The 17,107-nt window shown below is 59.9% G+C and carries 13 protein-coding genes; 3 read left to right on the top strand and 10 right to left on the bottom strand.

From position 1 onward, the window contains the following. Positions 1 to 11: 11 nt before the first annotated feature. The gene (locus Q0J85_RS08485) at positions 12 to 752 is read left to right on the top strand and encodes a hypothetical protein (RefSeq protein WP_294480318.1); all 741 of its coding nucleotides are present in this window, start codon (positions 12 to 14) and stop codon (positions 750 to 752) included. After that, on the top strand, positions 749 to 2,752 hold the full coding sequence (locus Q0J85_RS08480) for a hypothetical protein (RefSeq protein ID WP_294480317.1): 2,004 nt from the start codon (positions 749 to 751) through the stop codon (positions 2,750 to 2,752). The genes Q0J85_RS08485 and Q0J85_RS08480 overlap by 4 nt, the downstream gene beginning before the upstream one ends. A gap of 58 nt (positions 2,753 to 2,810) precedes the next feature. Here the strand turns inward: Q0J85_RS08480 and Q0J85_RS08475 are convergent, their stop codons facing one another. Both Q0J85_RS08475 and rsmI read right to left on the bottom strand, forming a co-directional pair. After that, positions 2,811 to 5,066: a hypothetical protein gene (locus Q0J85_RS08475; RefSeq protein WP_294480314.1), complete on the bottom strand. Its 2,256-nt coding sequence runs from the start codon at positions 5,064 to 5,066 to the stop codon at positions 2,811 to 2,813. A gap of 144 nt (positions 5,067 to 5,210) precedes the next feature. Next, entirely contained in the window at positions 5,211 to 5,924 is a 714-nt protein-coding gene (gene rsmI, locus Q0J85_RS08470) for a 16S rRNA (cytidine(1402)-2'-O)-methyltransferase (RefSeq protein ID WP_294480311.1), read from the bottom strand. A gap of 62 nt (positions 5,925 to 5,986) precedes the next feature. Here rsmI and Q0J85_RS08465 point away from each other — a divergent pair, with 62 nt between their 5' ends. Beyond that, positions 5,987 to 6,703 carry a pseudouridine synthase gene (locus tag Q0J85_RS08465; protein ID WP_294480308.1) on the top strand — a complete coding sequence of 239 codons (717 nt, stop codon included), beginning with the start codon at positions 5,987 to 5,989 and terminating at the stop codon, positions 6,701 to 6,703. On the opposite strand, the gene Q0J85_RS08460 is transcribed toward Q0J85_RS08465, so the two are convergent. The 8 genes from Q0J85_RS08460 to hflC form a co-directional block, all read right to left on the bottom strand. Then, the gene (locus tag Q0J85_RS08460) at positions 6,694 to 7,332 is read right to left on the bottom strand and encodes a hypothetical protein (protein ID WP_294480305.1); all 639 of its coding nucleotides are present in this window, start codon (positions 7,330 to 7,332) and stop codon (positions 6,694 to 6,696) included. The two genes, Q0J85_RS08465 and Q0J85_RS08460, sit on opposite strands and share 10 nt — an antisense overlap. Positions 7,333 to 7,337: 5 nt before the next feature. Then, positions 7,338 to 8,582: a hemolysin family protein gene (locus Q0J85_RS08455; RefSeq protein ID WP_294480302.1), complete on the bottom strand. Its 1,245-nt coding sequence runs from the start codon at positions 8,580 to 8,582 to the stop codon at positions 7,338 to 7,340. Positions 8,583 to 8,671: 89 nt separating this feature from the next. Further along, entirely contained in the window at positions 8,672 to 10,285 is a 1,614-nt protein-coding gene (locus Q0J85_RS08450; RefSeq protein WP_294480299.1) for a hypothetical protein, read from the bottom strand. Then, positions 10,282 to 11,721: a hypothetical protein gene (locus Q0J85_RS08445; RefSeq protein WP_294480295.1), complete on the bottom strand. Its 1,440-nt coding sequence runs from the start codon at positions 11,719 to 11,721 to the stop codon at positions 10,282 to 10,284. The genes Q0J85_RS08450 and Q0J85_RS08445 overlap by 4 nt, the downstream gene beginning before the upstream one ends. Next, positions 11,718 to 12,887: an ABC transporter ATP-binding protein gene (locus tag Q0J85_RS08440; protein ID WP_294480294.1), complete on the bottom strand. Its 1,170-nt coding sequence runs from the start codon at positions 12,885 to 12,887 to the stop codon at positions 11,718 to 11,720. The genes Q0J85_RS08445 and Q0J85_RS08440 overlap by 4 nt, the downstream gene beginning before the upstream one ends. A gap of 32 nt (positions 12,888 to 12,919) precedes the next feature. Continuing rightward, a complete protein-coding gene (locus Q0J85_RS08435) occupies positions 12,920 to 14,977 on the bottom strand; it encodes a cation-translocating P-type ATPase (RefSeq protein ID WP_294480292.1) in 2,058 nt (685 codons plus the stop codon). Positions 14,978 to 14,979: 2 nt separating this feature from the next. Further along, positions 14,980 to 16,104, bottom strand: coding sequence for an SPFH domain-containing protein (locus Q0J85_RS08430; protein ID WP_294480289.1), 1,125 nt, complete (start codon positions 16,102 to 16,104; stop codon positions 14,980 to 14,982). Positions 16,105 to 16,110: 6 nt separating this feature from the next. Then, a complete protein-coding gene (hflC, locus tag Q0J85_RS08425; RefSeq protein ID WP_294480287.1) occupies positions 16,111 to 17,064 on the bottom strand; it encodes a protease modulator HflC in 954 nt (317 codons plus the stop codon). Positions 17,065 to 17,107: the final 43 nt, after the last annotated feature.

The following is a 17,107-nucleotide window of genomic DNA, read 5'->3' as shown; positions in this document are numbered from 1 at the left end:
ACAGAATGAAAATGATGACCCATACTCTTCTCGGCTGCTCGGTTCTTCTGGCCGCCGTCACCGCTTCGGCGGCGGAATTCTACCGCCTGGATCTCTCGAAGAACAATCCCGGCGACAAATTCGTCACCGTCGACGACAGCGGGAAACAACGCTCACAGCGCCCGACCTGGGGAATGTGGCCGCGCGAAAAGAACACCGCCGGCGGTGAGGTGGTCGAGATCAACGGCGTCAAGGCGATCAAAATCGCGAAAGGGCTGCAGATCAACTCCTCCGAGTGGTCAGCCGATGTCCCCGACGCCCAGCAGAGCGTGATCTATGCGCGATTCAAGGTGATGATCGACAAACTCGGCGACAAGGTCAACGGTTCGCTGACGCTTCAGCAGCAGAACGGCCGCGCCGCCGCATTCGTCGGGCTGGTCGGCGACTTCAACAAACCGCAGGTCGTCATCTCCAACGGCGACGGCAAAGGATATGTCAGATGGATTCCGGTCGCTCCGTTCAAGGTCGGCGAGTGGACCGTCATCGACCTGAAGCTCGACTTCAACAACAAGCGCAGCGACATCTCCGTCAACGGCAGCCTCCCTCTGACTGGAAACATCTTCCGCCATGCGGACGCCTGGGAGGGCACCATGTGGGCGAAAGCCGCCGGTGACAAATCCTACCGTTATGACCTCAAAGCCGATTCCGCCGACCTCTATGTCTCCGACGTGGAGTTCAGTGCGGAACCGTTCCCGGGAGCCGCGCTGAAATGAATCAGATCCGTCTGCGCGAGTTTCTGGAGGAGAGCCCGTTCGCGGCCTACATCGAAACGTGTTGGAATTCCGATCATTACGAGGAGTTCCCCATCGCTTCCGGCTTGACCGGATGCGATCCGGGCGGCGTCAATTCGCAAATGCTCTTCTACCATGTCTACACGGAAAAACTGAAACTCCGCAGCGCGATTTCCGGCCGCGCCGTCAAACTTGCGGTCTGGCTCGCCGGTCTCGTGCGTGAAGACGGCCTCTGCCGGACCGCGGACGGCGTCACCGACCACCCGGCCTATGCGTCCACCATTGGAGACGCCCTCGGGACTGCCCTCAGCTGCGCCGACCTCATCGGAATGACCGAAGCGGATCGGCAGAAAGCCCTGGACGCCCTCACGCGCATGGCGGAGAACCATCCGCGGCTGCGCTTTCCGGAGGGGGCGCAGGGCAAGACGCAGCAGCTCCGCTTCGAGTTGCGCGTCTATTACTGGATGATGCTGCTCTCGGGGAAGCCGGTCTGGAAAGAGCGGTTTGAAACTCTGCTCGCCAACGGATTGCGCAACTACGTCACCCCCGCGGCGATCGACGGCCCGCTGCTCCAGCCGAGTTTGAACCCGGACTGGAGCTGGAATTACGTCTGCACCGGGGGCATCACCGACCAGCACTCGACCAACACCCATACTCCGGCCTACTACTGCACCGAACCGAACGGCTTCATGTTCGTCTATCTGCACGCTCTGCGGAACGGGATCTTCAAACGCCGCCCGGACTTCGACGCATTCTGCCGGAACTACATCGCCGGACTGCTGCGCAACCTCAGCCGCGGCGGCCATCTCGCCAGCGATCTCGACGGATACGGCATCCACCGCGCCTGGTACGGCCCGGTGCTGGTCGAGGGGATTCCGCTCGAATCGGCCATGCTCGCGGCTGATCTCGGCGAATCGGAACTCGCCGGCTACTGCCGCTGGTACATCAGCCGCTACGTCGAATTTGTCAAGAGCCGTCCCACTTATGCGGAAAGCGGCCTGCCGGAAGCGCAGCCGTTCGGCCAGAAGATCAACATCGAAGCGCAGTTCTCGCAGCTGGCGACGGCACGTTTTTACGCCTCGATCGCGCGGGCTCTCGCCGAATTCGGCGAAGTCGACGAACTCCCGGAACAGGAACCGCCGTTTTTCGGCTCCTACGCCTGGGAAGCGCAGTGGCTCCGGATCAGCACCCCCGTGTATGAAACCTCGTTCGCGGGGCACACCTGTCTGCGGAACATCCCGGTCGTGCCGCGCTACGGCGATCCGAATCTCGGCACCCTCATCGGCGGCGCGCCGCTGGCGACGCTGTTCGGGAAGCGCGAACTTCTGCACGCCGCGAGTTTTCCGGCGGCGTCGCTCTGGCACATCGAGGTGGACGACCACAATGGACGTCGTTTTGTAAGCTGCTCGACCTCTCCGGAGGATCACACCGCCATGGCGGTGAGAAGTTCGACCGGAAAAATGCTCACCGCATCCGATTTCGATCCGTACGATCCTCCGTGCAATTTCTTCCTCGACAGCGCGGCTTGCCTGGAAGCGGTCTGGGAGCGGCATGAACGGCGATACAAGATCGATTTCCATGTTCACAACCGCTATTATTCCGACCGGATCGAGCTCGAATTCGGCATGCGCCACATGGCGGGACACTATTGCGACAAGGTGACATTCGTAGTGCCGATCCCGCTCGTGAATGCAGAATTTTCCGAGGACGGGAGCTCGTTCCGACCGTTCGGACAGCCGTCTGCCATCCCCGCCGCAATCCGCTGGGGAGAGACGGAAAAGTGCATCATCCGCGATCTGAAACTCTCGGGCGGCGACGATGACCGGATCGAAATAAAAGCGGTCCCGCTGCCGCAGACGCCGGGAAATCCCGGAGGAATCAACGCATTCTCCCCGCACGCGACGCTCCAGCTGCGGTTCGAGGTGACGCCCGGCGTCATGACACAGATGCACAGAATGCGCTGCACGCTGACATTCCGCTGAGGACAACTCCGCCCGCCGCCCGTCCGGGGAAACATTCCCGGGCAGGCGGCGTCATATTTCAATCCAGGTCGAGTTTTTCCCGGCACTGCAGATAAAAGTCGAGATCGCAGGGGGGATGACCGAGCAGGTAGTGATTCCTCCTCCAGACGCCGTCCACCTCCCACTCGAGCAGGTACATGCGGTGAACCCCGGTCGAAACCCGCAGCGCGCCGAGATCCACGCCGGAGTTTGCGGCGCATTCGTACCGGCCCGAGACGAACTCCTCACCGGTCAGCAGGTCGCTGACCCGGTACGCCCCGGAAACCGTCCGCGGCAGATTGTTGTCGAGCCGCAGCGGGGAGTGCCACGCCGCCGGTTCCCCCATCATCAGCAGCACCGGCTGCTGCACGTTCCTGATGTAGAAATACGCCAGTTTCTTCTCATAATAGTAGTCGACCACCGCATCGGAGATCTGCGGCCAGCAGTCCGCGACGTTCCACCAGAGAATTCCGCTCTTGCGCCATTTGTGGAAGCGGAAATTCTCGATGAAGAACTTCAGCGCTTCCGCCTGTACGATCTGCGACGCCGCAACCAGCCGTTCCAGCTCTTCCGGAATCTTCCCGAACATGTTCGCGATCTGGTCGAGAAAGAGTTTGATCCGATAGGCGTAGGGTCCCTCCGGATCCCCGAACGGCTGCGCGGCATGGGTCAGGTACTCAGGGTCGCCGATCTTCGGGAAAAGGTGACCGGGGGAGAGAAATTTCTTCAGGCTCTCGACGCAGGGCATGCCGTGATAACCCGTTTCGCTCGCAAAACAGGCGGTGTTGAGCCGGTAGAAATCCCCCTTGTACTCATCGCGCGGCCCCCAGAGATGCTGCTCCGGCGCGGTCCGCGATTCGCCTCTGGTGATGACGCCGTCCACCAGATACGGTGAACTCGGCAGGTAGTCGCGCCCCGGGTCGTAAGAACGAATCACCCGCTTGAGCACTTCGCGCGTGATGCGGTTTTCGGAGGGCCGCATCAGATCCCCGCGCCAGAGCACGGCCTCGTCGCACTCGTTGTCGCCGCACCAGAGCGCGAGTGACGGATGATTCCGCAGTTTCGTCACAACCGCGACGGCCTCCGCTTCGATCCGGCGGCAGAAGTCATCGTCCTGCGGAGGAATTTCACACGCGAGCATGAAATCCTGCCAGACAAGCAGGCCGTGCTCGTCGCAATAGTCGAAAAACTCATGGTCCTCGTAAACGCCGCCGCCCCAGCAGCGGACCATGTTGCAGCCGAGATCCGTGAAGAGTTCGAGTGTCTTCCGGACTCTTCCACGCTCCTCCCCGTGCATCGCCTCCACGGGCACCCAGTTCGAGCCGAGGATGAAGAGAGGCTCGCCGTTCAGAAGAAACCGGAAATGGCCGGAGCCGTCCGGAGCGAACGATTCGCTCCGCTCCAGGCGCACGGTACGGATTCCGGTGCGGAAGCGGTTTTCCGCGACGACCTCCCCGTCGAGCAGAAGTTCGAGCGTCACATCGTAAAGCGCACTCTCCCCCAGCCCGTTCGTATACCAGAGATCGGGATTTGGAATCTCGAACACCGTATGTCCGGTCGTGAAGAGAAGCCGGAACCGTTTCTCAAAGCGCTTCGGGCCGCGCGCAAGCGTGAGCTTCGCCTCGAATCCGGTCAGTCGCGTGGCGGAACTCTCGAAACTCCAATCCAGCGCCAGGCGTGCCACGCTCTTCGCGGCCGATACCGTGTAAAGCAACACCTCGCTCCAGCGGTGTTCCGGAATCCGTTCCAGCCCGACCCGGCGCCAGAGTCCGCCGAGGACGATACGCGGTGCGATGTCCCAGCCGAACGAGTGTCCGGCCTTGCGCAGGTAAAGCCCCTCGAAATTGTACGACTGCGCCGACGTTCCGGGCGCGCGCCGGTATTTGCGGGCGGCGTTCACGGAACTGCGGATCACGACCGTCAACTCATTCTCTCCGTCGCAATTCAGCTTCCCGGTCACATCGAAGCGGTGTTCGTGGAACATATTCTCCATGCCGCCGAGAGGAGTCCCGTTCAAAAACGCCTCGGCTGCCGTGTCCACCCCCTCAAAGACCAGCTCAATCCGCCCGCCGGGCGCACACTCCGGCAGCCGGAACACCACCGAATAGGTGAAATCGGTGAACTCCCACTCCCGCAGCAGCTCCGCATTGCTCCCGAAATACGGATCCGGAATCACCCCGGCCCGATGCAGATCCGCCGCAATGTTCCCCGGCACCCGGGCCGGAATCGCCATCTTCTCCCCGCTCCCGGGGTGAACGAACGAAAGCATCCAGTTTTCATCCGGAATCCACTGCATTTGCGCCCTCCTGTGCTGCACAAAATCTCGTAGTCCGAATAGTATATCGCCCGCCGCATTCTTTATCAAGCGCGAGTCCGAAACTTTTCGGCACTTCTCCGCCACATCCTTCTCGCCCTCGCTGAACGGCAGGGAGTGCCGGAGTTACTCGTATTCCCTCTCTTCCGGGTTCTTCATACCGGCCGGGTGGACACCGATCACGAATTCGCCGCGCCATTGCCGTCCGGCGGCGAGTGCCGCAAGTTCCGCAGCGCTCCCGCGCAGAATCTCCTCGTGGAGTTTCGTCGCTTCGCGGATGACCGCGACCTGCGCATCCCCACCGACGATTTCAGCCAGCTCCGGGAGCGTCTTTGCAATCCGGTGCGGAGATTCAAAGAAGAAAACCGTCCTGCCCTCCTCGCGAATCTCCTCGAAAAACTTCCGCCGCCGCCCCGATTTGACCGGCGGGAAACCGAAAAACGCGAACTTGTCCACCGGCAGCGCCGACGCCGTCGCCGCAAACGTCAACGCCGACACCCCCGGAATCACCTCCGGGACGATTCCGCTCCGAACCGCTTCCCGCACGAGGAAAAACCCCGGATCCGCGATTGACGGCGTTCCCGCATCCGAGACGGAAGCGACATTGAGTCCCCCCAGAATCTGCGCGATGAGCCCCTCGGTCTTCCGGTGCTCGTTGAACGCATGGAAGCTGACCAGCTTCGTGTGAATGTCGAAGTGACTCAGAAGCTGCCGCGTGTGACGGGTATCCTCCGCCGCAATCAGGTCGACGCTCTTGAGCACATTCAGCGCCCGCAGCGTGATATCCTCGAGATTGCCGATCGGCGTGCTGACCAGATAGAGTTTTCCTACGTTGTCCATTGCAAAATTCCGCTTTCCGGTGTAATCTATATCAATGTCAAAAAAACAGGAGCCGCAACAAAATGCCCGAGCAACAGGAACGACTGGTCAAATTTCTCAGCACAGCCGGAGTCGCTTCCCGCCGCGCCGCAGGAGACCTCGTCAAGGCGGGCCGCATCGCCGTCAACGGCGTAACCGTATTCGAGCCCGGATTCCGGGTCTCCCCCGCCGACTCCGTCTGTTGCGACGGGAAACCCGTCAAACCGGCCGGGACGCTCCACTATATCATGCTGAACAAACCGCGCGGCTATGTCTGCACCAACTCCGACCCGCACGCGCGGCGGAAAGCCGTCGACCTGATCCGGCTCGACCCTCCCGTGCGGCTCTTCTCCGCCGGGCGGCTCGACAAGGAGAGCGAGGGCATGATCCTCTTCTCCAACGACGGCGACTATGTCGCGCAAATTACGCATCCGCGCCATGAGATTCTGAAAACCTATCTCGTCCGCGTCACCCGCGACTTTACCGCAGCCGAACTCGCCCGAATCCGCTCCGGGATTCTCGACCAGGGGGAACTCCTCCGCGTCATCTCCATCGACCCCGTCGGAAAATACCGATACCGGATCGTCCTCAACGAGGGGCGCAAACGCGAAATCAGGCGAATAACCGCCGCCGCGGGAGCTCCGACCCTGGAGCTCCGCCGCATCCGGATCGGCGGACTCGAACTCGGCGACCTCCCGAGCGGCGCGTTCCGCGAACTCTCCCCGGAAGAAGTCGCCCTGACTCTGCGTCCCTACTCCTGAACCGAAGCCGCCTCCGCGGCACTCTCCTCTGCCGGTTCTTCCGGCAGAGTTTTCTCTTCCGCCGGGCTCTGCCGCGACGGCTCTGAGGGGGCGCCCAGAATCTCTTCGAGCTCCTGATCCTGTTCGGCAATCAGCCGTTCAAGCTCGGCTTTCTTCTTCAGAAAAAGCGCTTTGACCTCAACCTCGAGGCGGGTTCCCACCGCACTGCTGAGCGTCTGCGGCCGGCCGAACTCCGCGAGTTCCGCCGCGAGCGGCTCCGGGGCTCCGCTGAATCCCACATTCGCCGGGTCAAGCGGGAACTGCGGTCCCTGATTGACCTCCTCGCGCTCGTAATAACCGACCGGGACCTTGCGGGCACTCACGAGGCAGACCGCATCCGCGCCATAGCTCCGCGCTTTCTCGAGCAGCAGCTCCTGAATATCATAACCGTCCGTCCCGTCCGGCGCCGTGATCTCCGCCCGCCCCATGATCCGGAACTCTCCCGGCGGAAGCTGCTCGCGGTTCACATAGTAAGCGACCGGCTCCGACATCGGCGTCGGCGCGAACTCCCGGCCGACATACTCGAAATTCATGCACCCGGCAACCAGAAAAAGCGCCGCGGCGCCAGTCAGAAGTAAACTCCGAATCATGCGGCTCATCCCTCGAATTTGATCCGTTTCAAATTGAACTCCCACACCTGGCCCCGCCGGATCTTGCGGACATAGAACTCCGCGTTGCCGTGCCGAATCGTATCCCCGACTTTCGGCGGGCGCTTCAGCATCCGGGCAAACCAGACCGCCACCGGTTCGGCCCGGCGCGGCAGATCGAGGTGCGTATCGCGCGTCAGCAGCGTCATCGGCACACCGCCGCCGACCACCCAGAAAAATTCGCTCGGGGAGTAGAACGTCCGCGGCAGCGGATCGAATTCATCGTCCAGATCCCCCAGCAGCTCTTCGACAATGTCTTCGAGCGTGACGAGGCCGAGCGTCCGACCGTCTTTCGGGTCACGCACAATCGTCATGTGACAGTGCTGGCTCGCAAACCGTTCGAGCAGTTCAGACGCCGTATCGTCCGGCTCCGCAAACGCGATGGGCCGCAGAATATCGGTCAGAGGCTGTGTCCCCGGGTGTGTCCGCTGCGTCGCAACGAGCTCCTTGAAGTTCACATACCCGAGCACCTTGTTCCGGTCGCCCTCGTCGCAGACCGGATAGCGCGTGTGGAAATCGGTTCCGGTCGCATTGATCGCATCGGAAACCGTCTGATCCGAACTCAGGAACGAGATATTCTCCACCGGCAGCATCACTTTCGACGCGGTCCGCTCCGACAACCGCGGAACCGCACGGATGATCCGCTCCTGTCGGGTCGAGATCACCTGCGAACTGCGCGCCAGCGCCGCCAGCGCGGAAATCTCATCCGCCGTACTCGGACGTTCCGGACGACGCAGCTCGAAAGGACGGTTGATGAAGTGTGTCAGCCGGATCAGCGGCAGCAAAACCCAGATCGATACCTGAAGCGGACGCGCCGCATAACGCATCACGGCCTGATTGAATCTGACTCCGAGCGTCTTGGGCAGAATCTCCGTGTACTGCACCATCAACAGCGTGAAGAGGATGGTGAATACCCCCATATATTGATTGCCGATCGTCTCGCTGACCGCTCCGCCCGCCACGGCCGCGCCGATCGTATGGGCCGCCGTGTTGGCAATCAGAATCACCGCGATCGGCTTGTCGATATCATGTTTCAGCGCCTGGCAGACCTGACCGACTTTCGGGCTTTTCTGCCGCAGCTCGGCAAGCTGACTCGGCGTGATGCTCAGCAGAGCCGCCTCCATCAAAGAACAGACGTGCGACGTGACCATCGCCACTGCAATGGCCCCGAAAAATATAAACCATTCCTCCAACGTTTTCTCTCTTCTGCCCGACTCGGGCGATTTGAACCGGAAAGCGACCGCCTCCGTTGCGGTCTGTTTCTCCGCTTTCCGCGTCCCTGCTATTGATCCGACTTCAGCGGGCCGACCGCCGGAGCCGCCGCCTGATCTTCCTGCACTCTCTGTTTCAATATCTCGGCCATGACCGGATTCAGCGTCTTGCTGAGGGTCTCGACCATCGATTTCTTCATCTCGTTGTACGGCGGCAGAGTGGTACGCGCTTCCCCTCCCATCTCTTTCTGATATTTGTTGTAAATATAACGCGCCATACGTTCATTCGCAACTGCGGCATCGTGATCGTTGTAGATCAAGTAGAACATGCTCCGCATAATCAGCCCCGAAACGATCTCGCTGGCTTTCTTCACGCTCGCATCGCGAACCTCTTCCGCCCACTGCTGCATGACGAACGCCTCAAGCGGCAGCTTGTGCGAACCGGGTTCCTCGGCCTGCAGCTTCTTGTAATACTCCGCAGACTTGCTGAAGCTGCCGTAGTTCCACAGAATCGAGATCGCCTCCTTGATGAAGTTGATCCGGGCACTGCGGAAAGTCGAGTAGTTGTTGTCTTTCTCGTAGATCTCCTGAACCTCCTTGTAGCGATCGAATACCGCATCGACCAGCTGGATGTTCGGAACGAGCGTGATCGTCTCGAACGCAGTCTCATCGATCATCAGAATGCGCCCGCTGCGGAACGCCTCGTAAAGCGACTGCGTGATGATCCGGTCGCAACTCAAATCCTTATGACCCGGCGTCCGCTTGATCCCCATCGTCGCCCAGTAGATCGCCTGCGACTCCGGCACCCGCCAGTCCATGTCGCCGTACTCCTTGTTGATCTCCACGATCAGTTTCGAGTCGAGCTTGAGCTTCTCCCGCAAATACTCCGCATGGAAATAGTCCCGCAGCTTCTTCACGAGCTCCTCATCATCGCCGAGGCGGTTCACGAACGGCTGCGGCAGCGCGGCCGGCTCCGTGGACTTGAATGCCGCATAGAGCATCGCGTAATTCTCATACCCCGCAGCCTGTGCCGCTTTCCAGATCCGGTGATCTTCCGGGTAGACTTTCATGAACTCCCGCTCTCCCACGGGCGCGGCCGCCATCCCCTCCCAGTCCGGATTGGTGCCGACCACATTTGTGACCAGAATCGCCAGCCGGTTCTTGTAGTAGAGATTCGCATCGTCCATGATGTTGCCGAGCTTATGCTGGAAAATCCACGCGAGCTCCTTGTACAGAATCGGATCCTCCGGATTGTATTCGATCGCCTGGTCGCGGATGAGTTTGATCCCCTCATTGACCCAGCGCCACCGGTCCTCGAAACTCGAACAGGTGACCGAGATGTTGTACGCCATATTCCACGCCAGATAGGCCGTCGCCCCGGAGAAAGTCGGCTGCAGATCGGTGATCCAGCGCGCAAGCTGAACCATCTCGAAATAACTGCCTTTCTCCTGAAGTGATCCGGCGCGCAGCCAGAGCAGGTCCGCCACCAATCCGCGGAAACTGCCGAGCGCCACCGTCGTAAACGTCACCAGAGGCGGAGCATTCTTGATCTGACCGGTGAAGCGCAGATGATGCTCAGCCACAGCATTGTCCAGCCGGCGCTCGACCCGGCCCACTCCGAAAAGCAGCACCAGCGTCACGCACACCAGCACAAAATACATGACAAGTGTTCGGAATTTACTCATTTGCGTATCACCAATCCCAGTTCACGCCGCCGGTACAAAATCATTCCGAGCACAAACAGCGGCAGCGCCCGGTAGATGAAATAACTCCGGAACAGCGCCCAGAAATGGGCGAGCTCGATCACTTCGCCGTTCGCAACCTGCCCGGAAACCTCAAACGCCTGCAGCGGAATCACCACCAGCAGCAGCAGTTTCGCAATCGCCTGCCCGATGTGGTCAGCCGCTCCAGCCAGATAGTCCTGGCTGGTCATATAAACTGCAATGCTCCCGAACAGCATATACGACACCGCCACGAAGATCGCCGTCGGCAGCGTCAAAATCCCGCCGAACGCACAACCGAGCCCGCTGAGAATCAGCAACTCCAACGCGATGATTCCAACCGCACGCATGTAATTCTCAAAAAATCCCGTCACTTCGACGAGCAGCTGCGGCCCGTCACCGGGCTGGAAATACTGTTTGGCCTGCGCCTCATCGTAATTCACATACGCAAACGAAACCGTCCCGTCCGGCGCAATGGCGTTCCAGCTCGCGGGCAGGACTTTCTCGTGAAACTCACCGGACATGACCTGCTCCGGATACTCCGACATCACCTGCGGCGTATACATGTAACGCTCTTTGCGACTGTTCTCCTCAAACACGTTCGCCGCCGGCGCCGTATTCTCGACCCGGCGCGGAATGCCGACGATCCAGAGCGAACGGGTCATGCGCTGCCCCTCGCTCGCAATCTTGCCGACATAGGGACGATACCGCAGGAACAGAGGCTTCTTCAAATCGTGCGGAATCCCCGTGAACACAAACTCCTTCGGAATGCCGGGCTCAACCTCGGAGTCGCGGCTCATGACCTCCAGCCGGGCCTCCTTGAGCATCTTATCCTGTGCGGACGGCGAGGTATCCGGGTCGAGTCCGCGGGCACGCGAACGCTCGATCTTCGCCTTGACCAGCTCCTGGCTCTCTTTCTCCAGATCAACCCGCTTCGGCCAGAAGACACGACGACCGACCATCACCTCATTGCGGATCTTCTCGCGATCTTTCTCCGGGAAATCCTGTTCATTGTATTTGTAGAGAATGATGAAATAAATCGCGGTCGTCGCCAGCACAAGAAGAATCAGATGCACCAGATAAACCCCGACCCATTTCGCAAGCCAGATCCGGATCCGCGAAACCGGCTTGGTGACAACCATGTGAAGCTGGTAGCTGTCGATATCCTGCGTCATCGCATGACAGGCCAGCCAGATCGAAGACAACGCAAGTATCGAGCTGACCGCCGAGAGGCTGTACAGCAGCGATACCCGGATGAATCCCCCCGCAGTCCCGTCGCCCGAAACCGTCGACGGAATGATAATCACCGCCAGCAGCAGCAACAGCAGCAGCAACTGAAAGATGTGCGACCGGAATGCATTGCGGCAGGTCAGTTTTACGATTGCCCAGAATGACTTCATTTACGATTTCCCAGAATATCATTGAGCCTGGCGTCGGCCTCTTTGAGGTTTTGATCCTCTTTCACCTTGACCGGCTCCGGTTCCGGAGCGACCGGCGCAGGCTCACCGGTCAGCTTCTCAAGTTTCTTCCCGACATTCTCTTTGCGCTGTGCCTCCTCTTCCGCCGGGGCCGGCGATTCGGCCGGTGCGACCGGGACGGACGGTTCCCGCACCAGGGACTCGAGCACCGCGGACTTCTCGTCCCCGCGCGACAGATATTCCGCAATCTTGCCGCCACCGGCGACGCCGGCCGTCTCGACCTTGTCGGATTTCGCCTTGGAAATCACGTCGAGGAAGAACTCCTCAAGCGTGCGCCGCGGATGGTCCACCTGGAACGTCTCGCCCTTGAGATTCTCACGCAGAATCCGCAGAACCTCGTTCATCGCCGCCTGCGGCAGCGCCGGCGTCACGATCCGGTTCTCGTCGGAAACCGTCAGAAGCTCGTTGAGCCCGCCCATCGCCCGGACCTTGCCGCCGTAAAGAATGATCACACGGTCGCAAACATCCTCGATATCACTGAGCAGATGACTTGTGATCAAAACCGTCTTGCCGCGCTTCTTCAACGTCAGGATCAAATCTTTGACCTCCCGGCAGCCGAGCGGATCGAGTCCCGAAGTCGGCTCGTCGAGGATCAGAAACTCCGGATCGTTGATCATCGCCTGCGCCAGACCGATCCGGCGCGCCATGCCTTTCGAGAACTCCCCGACCCGGCGGCGACGCGCATGCGCCATTCCAACCATATCGAGAAGCTGCTCAATGCGCATCTTCCGGTCCGCGCGCGACAGGTTGAACAGCGACCCGAAAAAGTCCAGCGTCTCCTCCGCCGTCAGATATTTGTAGAGATAGGACTCCTCCGGAAGATAACCGATCTCGCGCTTGGTTTCAACCGCCCGGGGCGAACGCCCCAGCACGTTCAGAATTCCCCCGGTCGGGTACAGAAGCCCGAGAAGCATCTTCACCGTGGTCGACTTTCCGGAGCCGTTCGGCCCCAGCAGACCGATCACTTCACCGGGTTCAATGGTGAACGAGATGTCATTCACCGCCTTCGCTTTCGGGCGGCCCCAGAAATCCCGGAACACCTTGGTGAGCCCAACGGCCCTTACGATTGATTCACGCTGTTCAGCCATCGTATGATCGATTCCTCAAATGATAGTATGGATTACTCTTCCCCGTCCGCGTCTTCACGGCTCTGCGTCTGCTCCTCGAGTGTCAGTTCCTCACCGGTCCGGACAAGACGCGCGCTGTTGAAGATGATGATCAAGGTACTGCCCGCATGCAGCACCGCAGCCCAGATCGGCGTCATCCAGCCGAACACCGACAGCAGAATACCGCCGAACACGAACAACATCCCGAACGCCAGATTCTGGTTGATGATCATACGCGACTTGCGCGACAGATACACCAGCATCGGAATCCGACGCAGATCGTTGGTCATCAGCGCAATCGACGCACTGTTGATCGCCACGTCGCTGCCGATCGCTCCCATCGCGATGCCGAGATCGCCCGCGGCGAGCGCCGGCGCGTCATTCACACCGTCACCGACAACCGCAACCCGCGAACTCTCCTTGATCCGTTCGACAAATTCAACCTTGCCCTCGGGCAGGCATTCGCTGCGATATTCGTCGATCTGAAGTTGCGCGGCCACAGATTCGGCCACCGACTTGCGGTCGCCCGTCACCATCGCGATAAACCGCACCCCGAGACGGCGCAGATCCGCAATCATCGCCGGGGATTCCCGACGCAACTTGTCCTTGAGCCCGATCCAGCCGAGCATCCGGCCGTTGCTCACCACATACATCACGCTCATACCCTCGGTATCGGCATCGTGTTTGTCCGGCAAAACAACCCCCTGCTCCGCCAGCCAGTTCGCCCGGCCGACCATGCAGACAATGCCGTTGATCTTCGCCGTCACACCCTTACCCGGAGTCTCGTGGAAGTCGCTCGCGGAATCCAGATCGAGCGACGCCTCCGTCGCCAGCTTCTGCAGCGCCACCGCGGTCGGGTGGTTGCTGTACTGTTCCGCCGAGGCCGCCACTTTCAGCAGTTCCGCAGGAGACACCTCCCCGAACGGATTGAGTTTCACCACCGACAGCAGCCCGTCGGTCAGCGTACCGGTCTTATCGAACACAAACGCCGTGATCTTGCTCGCAAGTTCCAGATGCGCCACATTCTTGATGAAAATGCCGAGACGCGCCGCCGCCGCAACCGCCGCAACCACCGCCGTCGGCGTCGCCAGCACCACCGCGCACGGACACGAGATCACCATCAGCGTGATGACTCGATTCATGTCTCCGTCCGAGAAATACCAGGTAATCAATGCCAGCATCAGCACTGTCGGCGTGTAATAACCCGCGTAACGGTCGATGATCCGCACCACCGGAGTGCGGCTCTGCTCAGCCTGAAGAATCATCTCCTTGACCTTGCCGAGTGTAGTATCCTCGCCGACTTTCGTCACTTCAAGGTCGACGAGACCGGTCAGGTTCTGCGTTCCGGCGAACACGTCGTCACCGACGCTCTTGTCCACCGGCAGCGACTCGCCTGTGATCGACGCCTGATTGACCGTGCTCTCTCCGGAGACGATCCGCGCATCGACCGGAAAGTTCTCACCGGGCCGGACACGGATACGGTCACCGATCTTGAGCTCGGTAACCTGAACTTCAACCTCCGTCCGCGCCTCGCCATCAAGACGGCGCGCCGTATTCGGCGTCAATTTAATGAGCTCTTCGATCGAGCGCTGCGCTCCGCTGGCCGTCCGCGTCTCGATGATGATCGTCAGCAGCAGGAAGAACGCGATGATCCCCGCCGTCTGGAAATCCGCACTCGCCAGCGCCGCGAGGATCGCGAGCGCCACAAGCTCATTCATGTAGACTTTTCCGTTTACCAGATCCTTGATCGCCGTGATGATGATCGGAAATGCCAGAACAAACGCGCCGAACAGCGCACTCATCTTCGAAGCGAACTCCTGCCCCGGCAGCAGCCACTCCAGCAGGAACGAGTTGACCGTCAGCAGACCGCCGAGAATCGCAAAGAAGATCCGCCCCATCGCCCGGTCATGCCCCACTCCACCTTCGACAGCATCATGGCCGCACGGGCAGTATCCCCGGTGCTCATGTTCGTGTTCGTGCTCATGGTTGTGGTTGTGCTCATGAGCGTGCTCATGGCAGCCGCAGGCGCAGTTCCCGGTATGTTGATGTTCGTTTTTCACAATTTCAGCCATGATTATTTCTCCTCCGCAGCGTCGCCGGCGGGAGTCTGCTGTTTCTTCTGTTCATGATTGAGCAGGAGCCGAACCTGCTTTGACCCGGTTCCGGAAGAGCCGAGAATGTATTTCCCCTGCTGCTTCTGCAGCACATCCGCAAGCGTGCTGGTGTAGAGCGTCATAAGCACCGTTTCAGGATCGTTCCGGTACTGCTCGTAAATCTTCTGGAAGTAGATGCTCTCGGCTTTCACTTCCGAAACCACCATCTCCTTGTAGGTCGTTGCACTTGAAATCAGCTCCGTCTGCATGGCCAGGGCCTCATTCCCGGCCTGAACGGCGTACTGCTCGGCCTTGCTGCGCAGCGAATCGACCGTGTTGGAGGCGGCCGCCACCTCGTCGAAAGCCGATTTCGTCTTGAGCGGCGGGAACACCTGCTCCAGCGTGACGTTATCCACCTCAACCCCGCAGTCGATCGCAGCGAGCTGCCGGGCAAATTCATTGCGGACCGCATCAGAGTAGGCCGCACGCCCGCTGTACAGCATCGAATCGACCGTCTTTCCGGAGGTTACCTCAATTACCGCCGCCCGGAACAGATTCCGCAGCAGCGTCTGCGGCCCCCGCGTTCCGACAAAACCGTTGATATCTTTCTCCGGCGTATCCGGACTGGTCGGATCGAACGGCGTCGCCAGCGATTCGTAATACTTCGCTGGATTCGCGACGTGATAGGTTACACGCCACGTCGAATGGATGATATTCGCATCCCCGGTGATGAGATAGGAGTCTTTCCCGGGAACCAGCGCCTGGGGCGGCGCACCGTCCGGCGTCTCCGCCGGCAGAAAATCAACCCGCAGCGACTGCTGGTTGGTCCGCACTTTCACCCAGCGGTTGACCGGATACGGCAGAAACCAGTGCCCGTCGGAGGTGTAGGTGTTCTCAATCTTGCCGAACTGCATGACAATCACCGCATTTTGCGGTTCAACAGAGAAGTAGCCGCCCGCCGTCACAAAATAGACCATGAGTCCGATGATGACCACCAGCAGAAATGCGAACGCCCACTGCAGGCTCTTCACCAGCGACTTCAGACCGGAGTCATACTGTCCGGAGCGGTCGAACTCGCCTTTGATTACGCTTTTGGTTTCTTCCATCTTGACTTATTCTCCATCCTTCGCGTCCTTGACCTGCTTGACCTGCTTGACCGGTCCGAGCATCTCGGCACCCGGTTTCAGGAGGTCGAAAGGCGCGACATCGGTGTTGAGAACCAGTACCGTCTGCCCCTGCATGACCTGGCGCAGGGAGTCGAGCTTGCGCAGAAATTCCGCAAGATCCGGATTCTCCTTGAACACCGAATAGTATTTCGCCGCATCCGCATCACCCTGCGCGCGAATCACACGCGCCTCGGCTTCCGCTTTCGCCAGAAGCACCGCCTTGTCCTGATCCGCCTTGATCCGGATATCGGACGCGAGACGGGTTCCCTCGGCCAGATAGCCCGCTGCCACGGCCTTGCGATCCTCGATCATCCGGTCGAACACCTTGTCGGAGATCCGCTCCGGAACATTGATCGTGTTGATTCCGACGCTGATGATCTCAACACCGTATTCCGAAGTGTCGGCCTTGAGCTGCGCCAGAATCTTGTCCTGAATCTCGCCGAGCTTCATCATCTCCGGATTCGTGTTGATGATCTGCCCGAACTGGTACTGGCCGAAAATCGTATTCTTGGCCGACCGCATGAGACTGTTCAAACGCTCTTCGGCATTCGTCATGTTCTCCAGCGTCCGGAAGAACTTCTCCACCGCGTTGATCCGATAGTTGATGTAGATCCCGACCAGAATATTCTGCCCGTCTTTGGTCATCGTCTCTTCGATCTTGCCGGAACCACCCTCAAAACAGCGAATCCGGTGGTCGAACTTGTAAATCTTCTGAAACGGGAACGGCCACCGGAAATGCAGCCCCGGCTCCGTCACCGCCGTCGGACTCCCGAACGTGGTAACCACGGCGCTCTCAGTCTGATTCAGCTGATAGGAGAATACCGCGATCAGAAGAATCACTGCGACCACCACGCCCAACAGCATCGTCGGCCAATGTTTGAAGAAATTACCCGTTGCCATACCTGGAAAACCTCCCTTTATGTGAAATGATATTTGTCCGATT

Source organism: uncultured Victivallis sp. (assembly GCA_944389935.1).
In the GTDB taxonomy this organism is placed as follows: domain Bacteria; phylum Verrucomicrobiota; class Lentisphaeria; order Victivallales; family Victivallaceae; genus Victivallis.
This window is presented reverse-complemented; position numbering and strand designations above follow the sequence as displayed.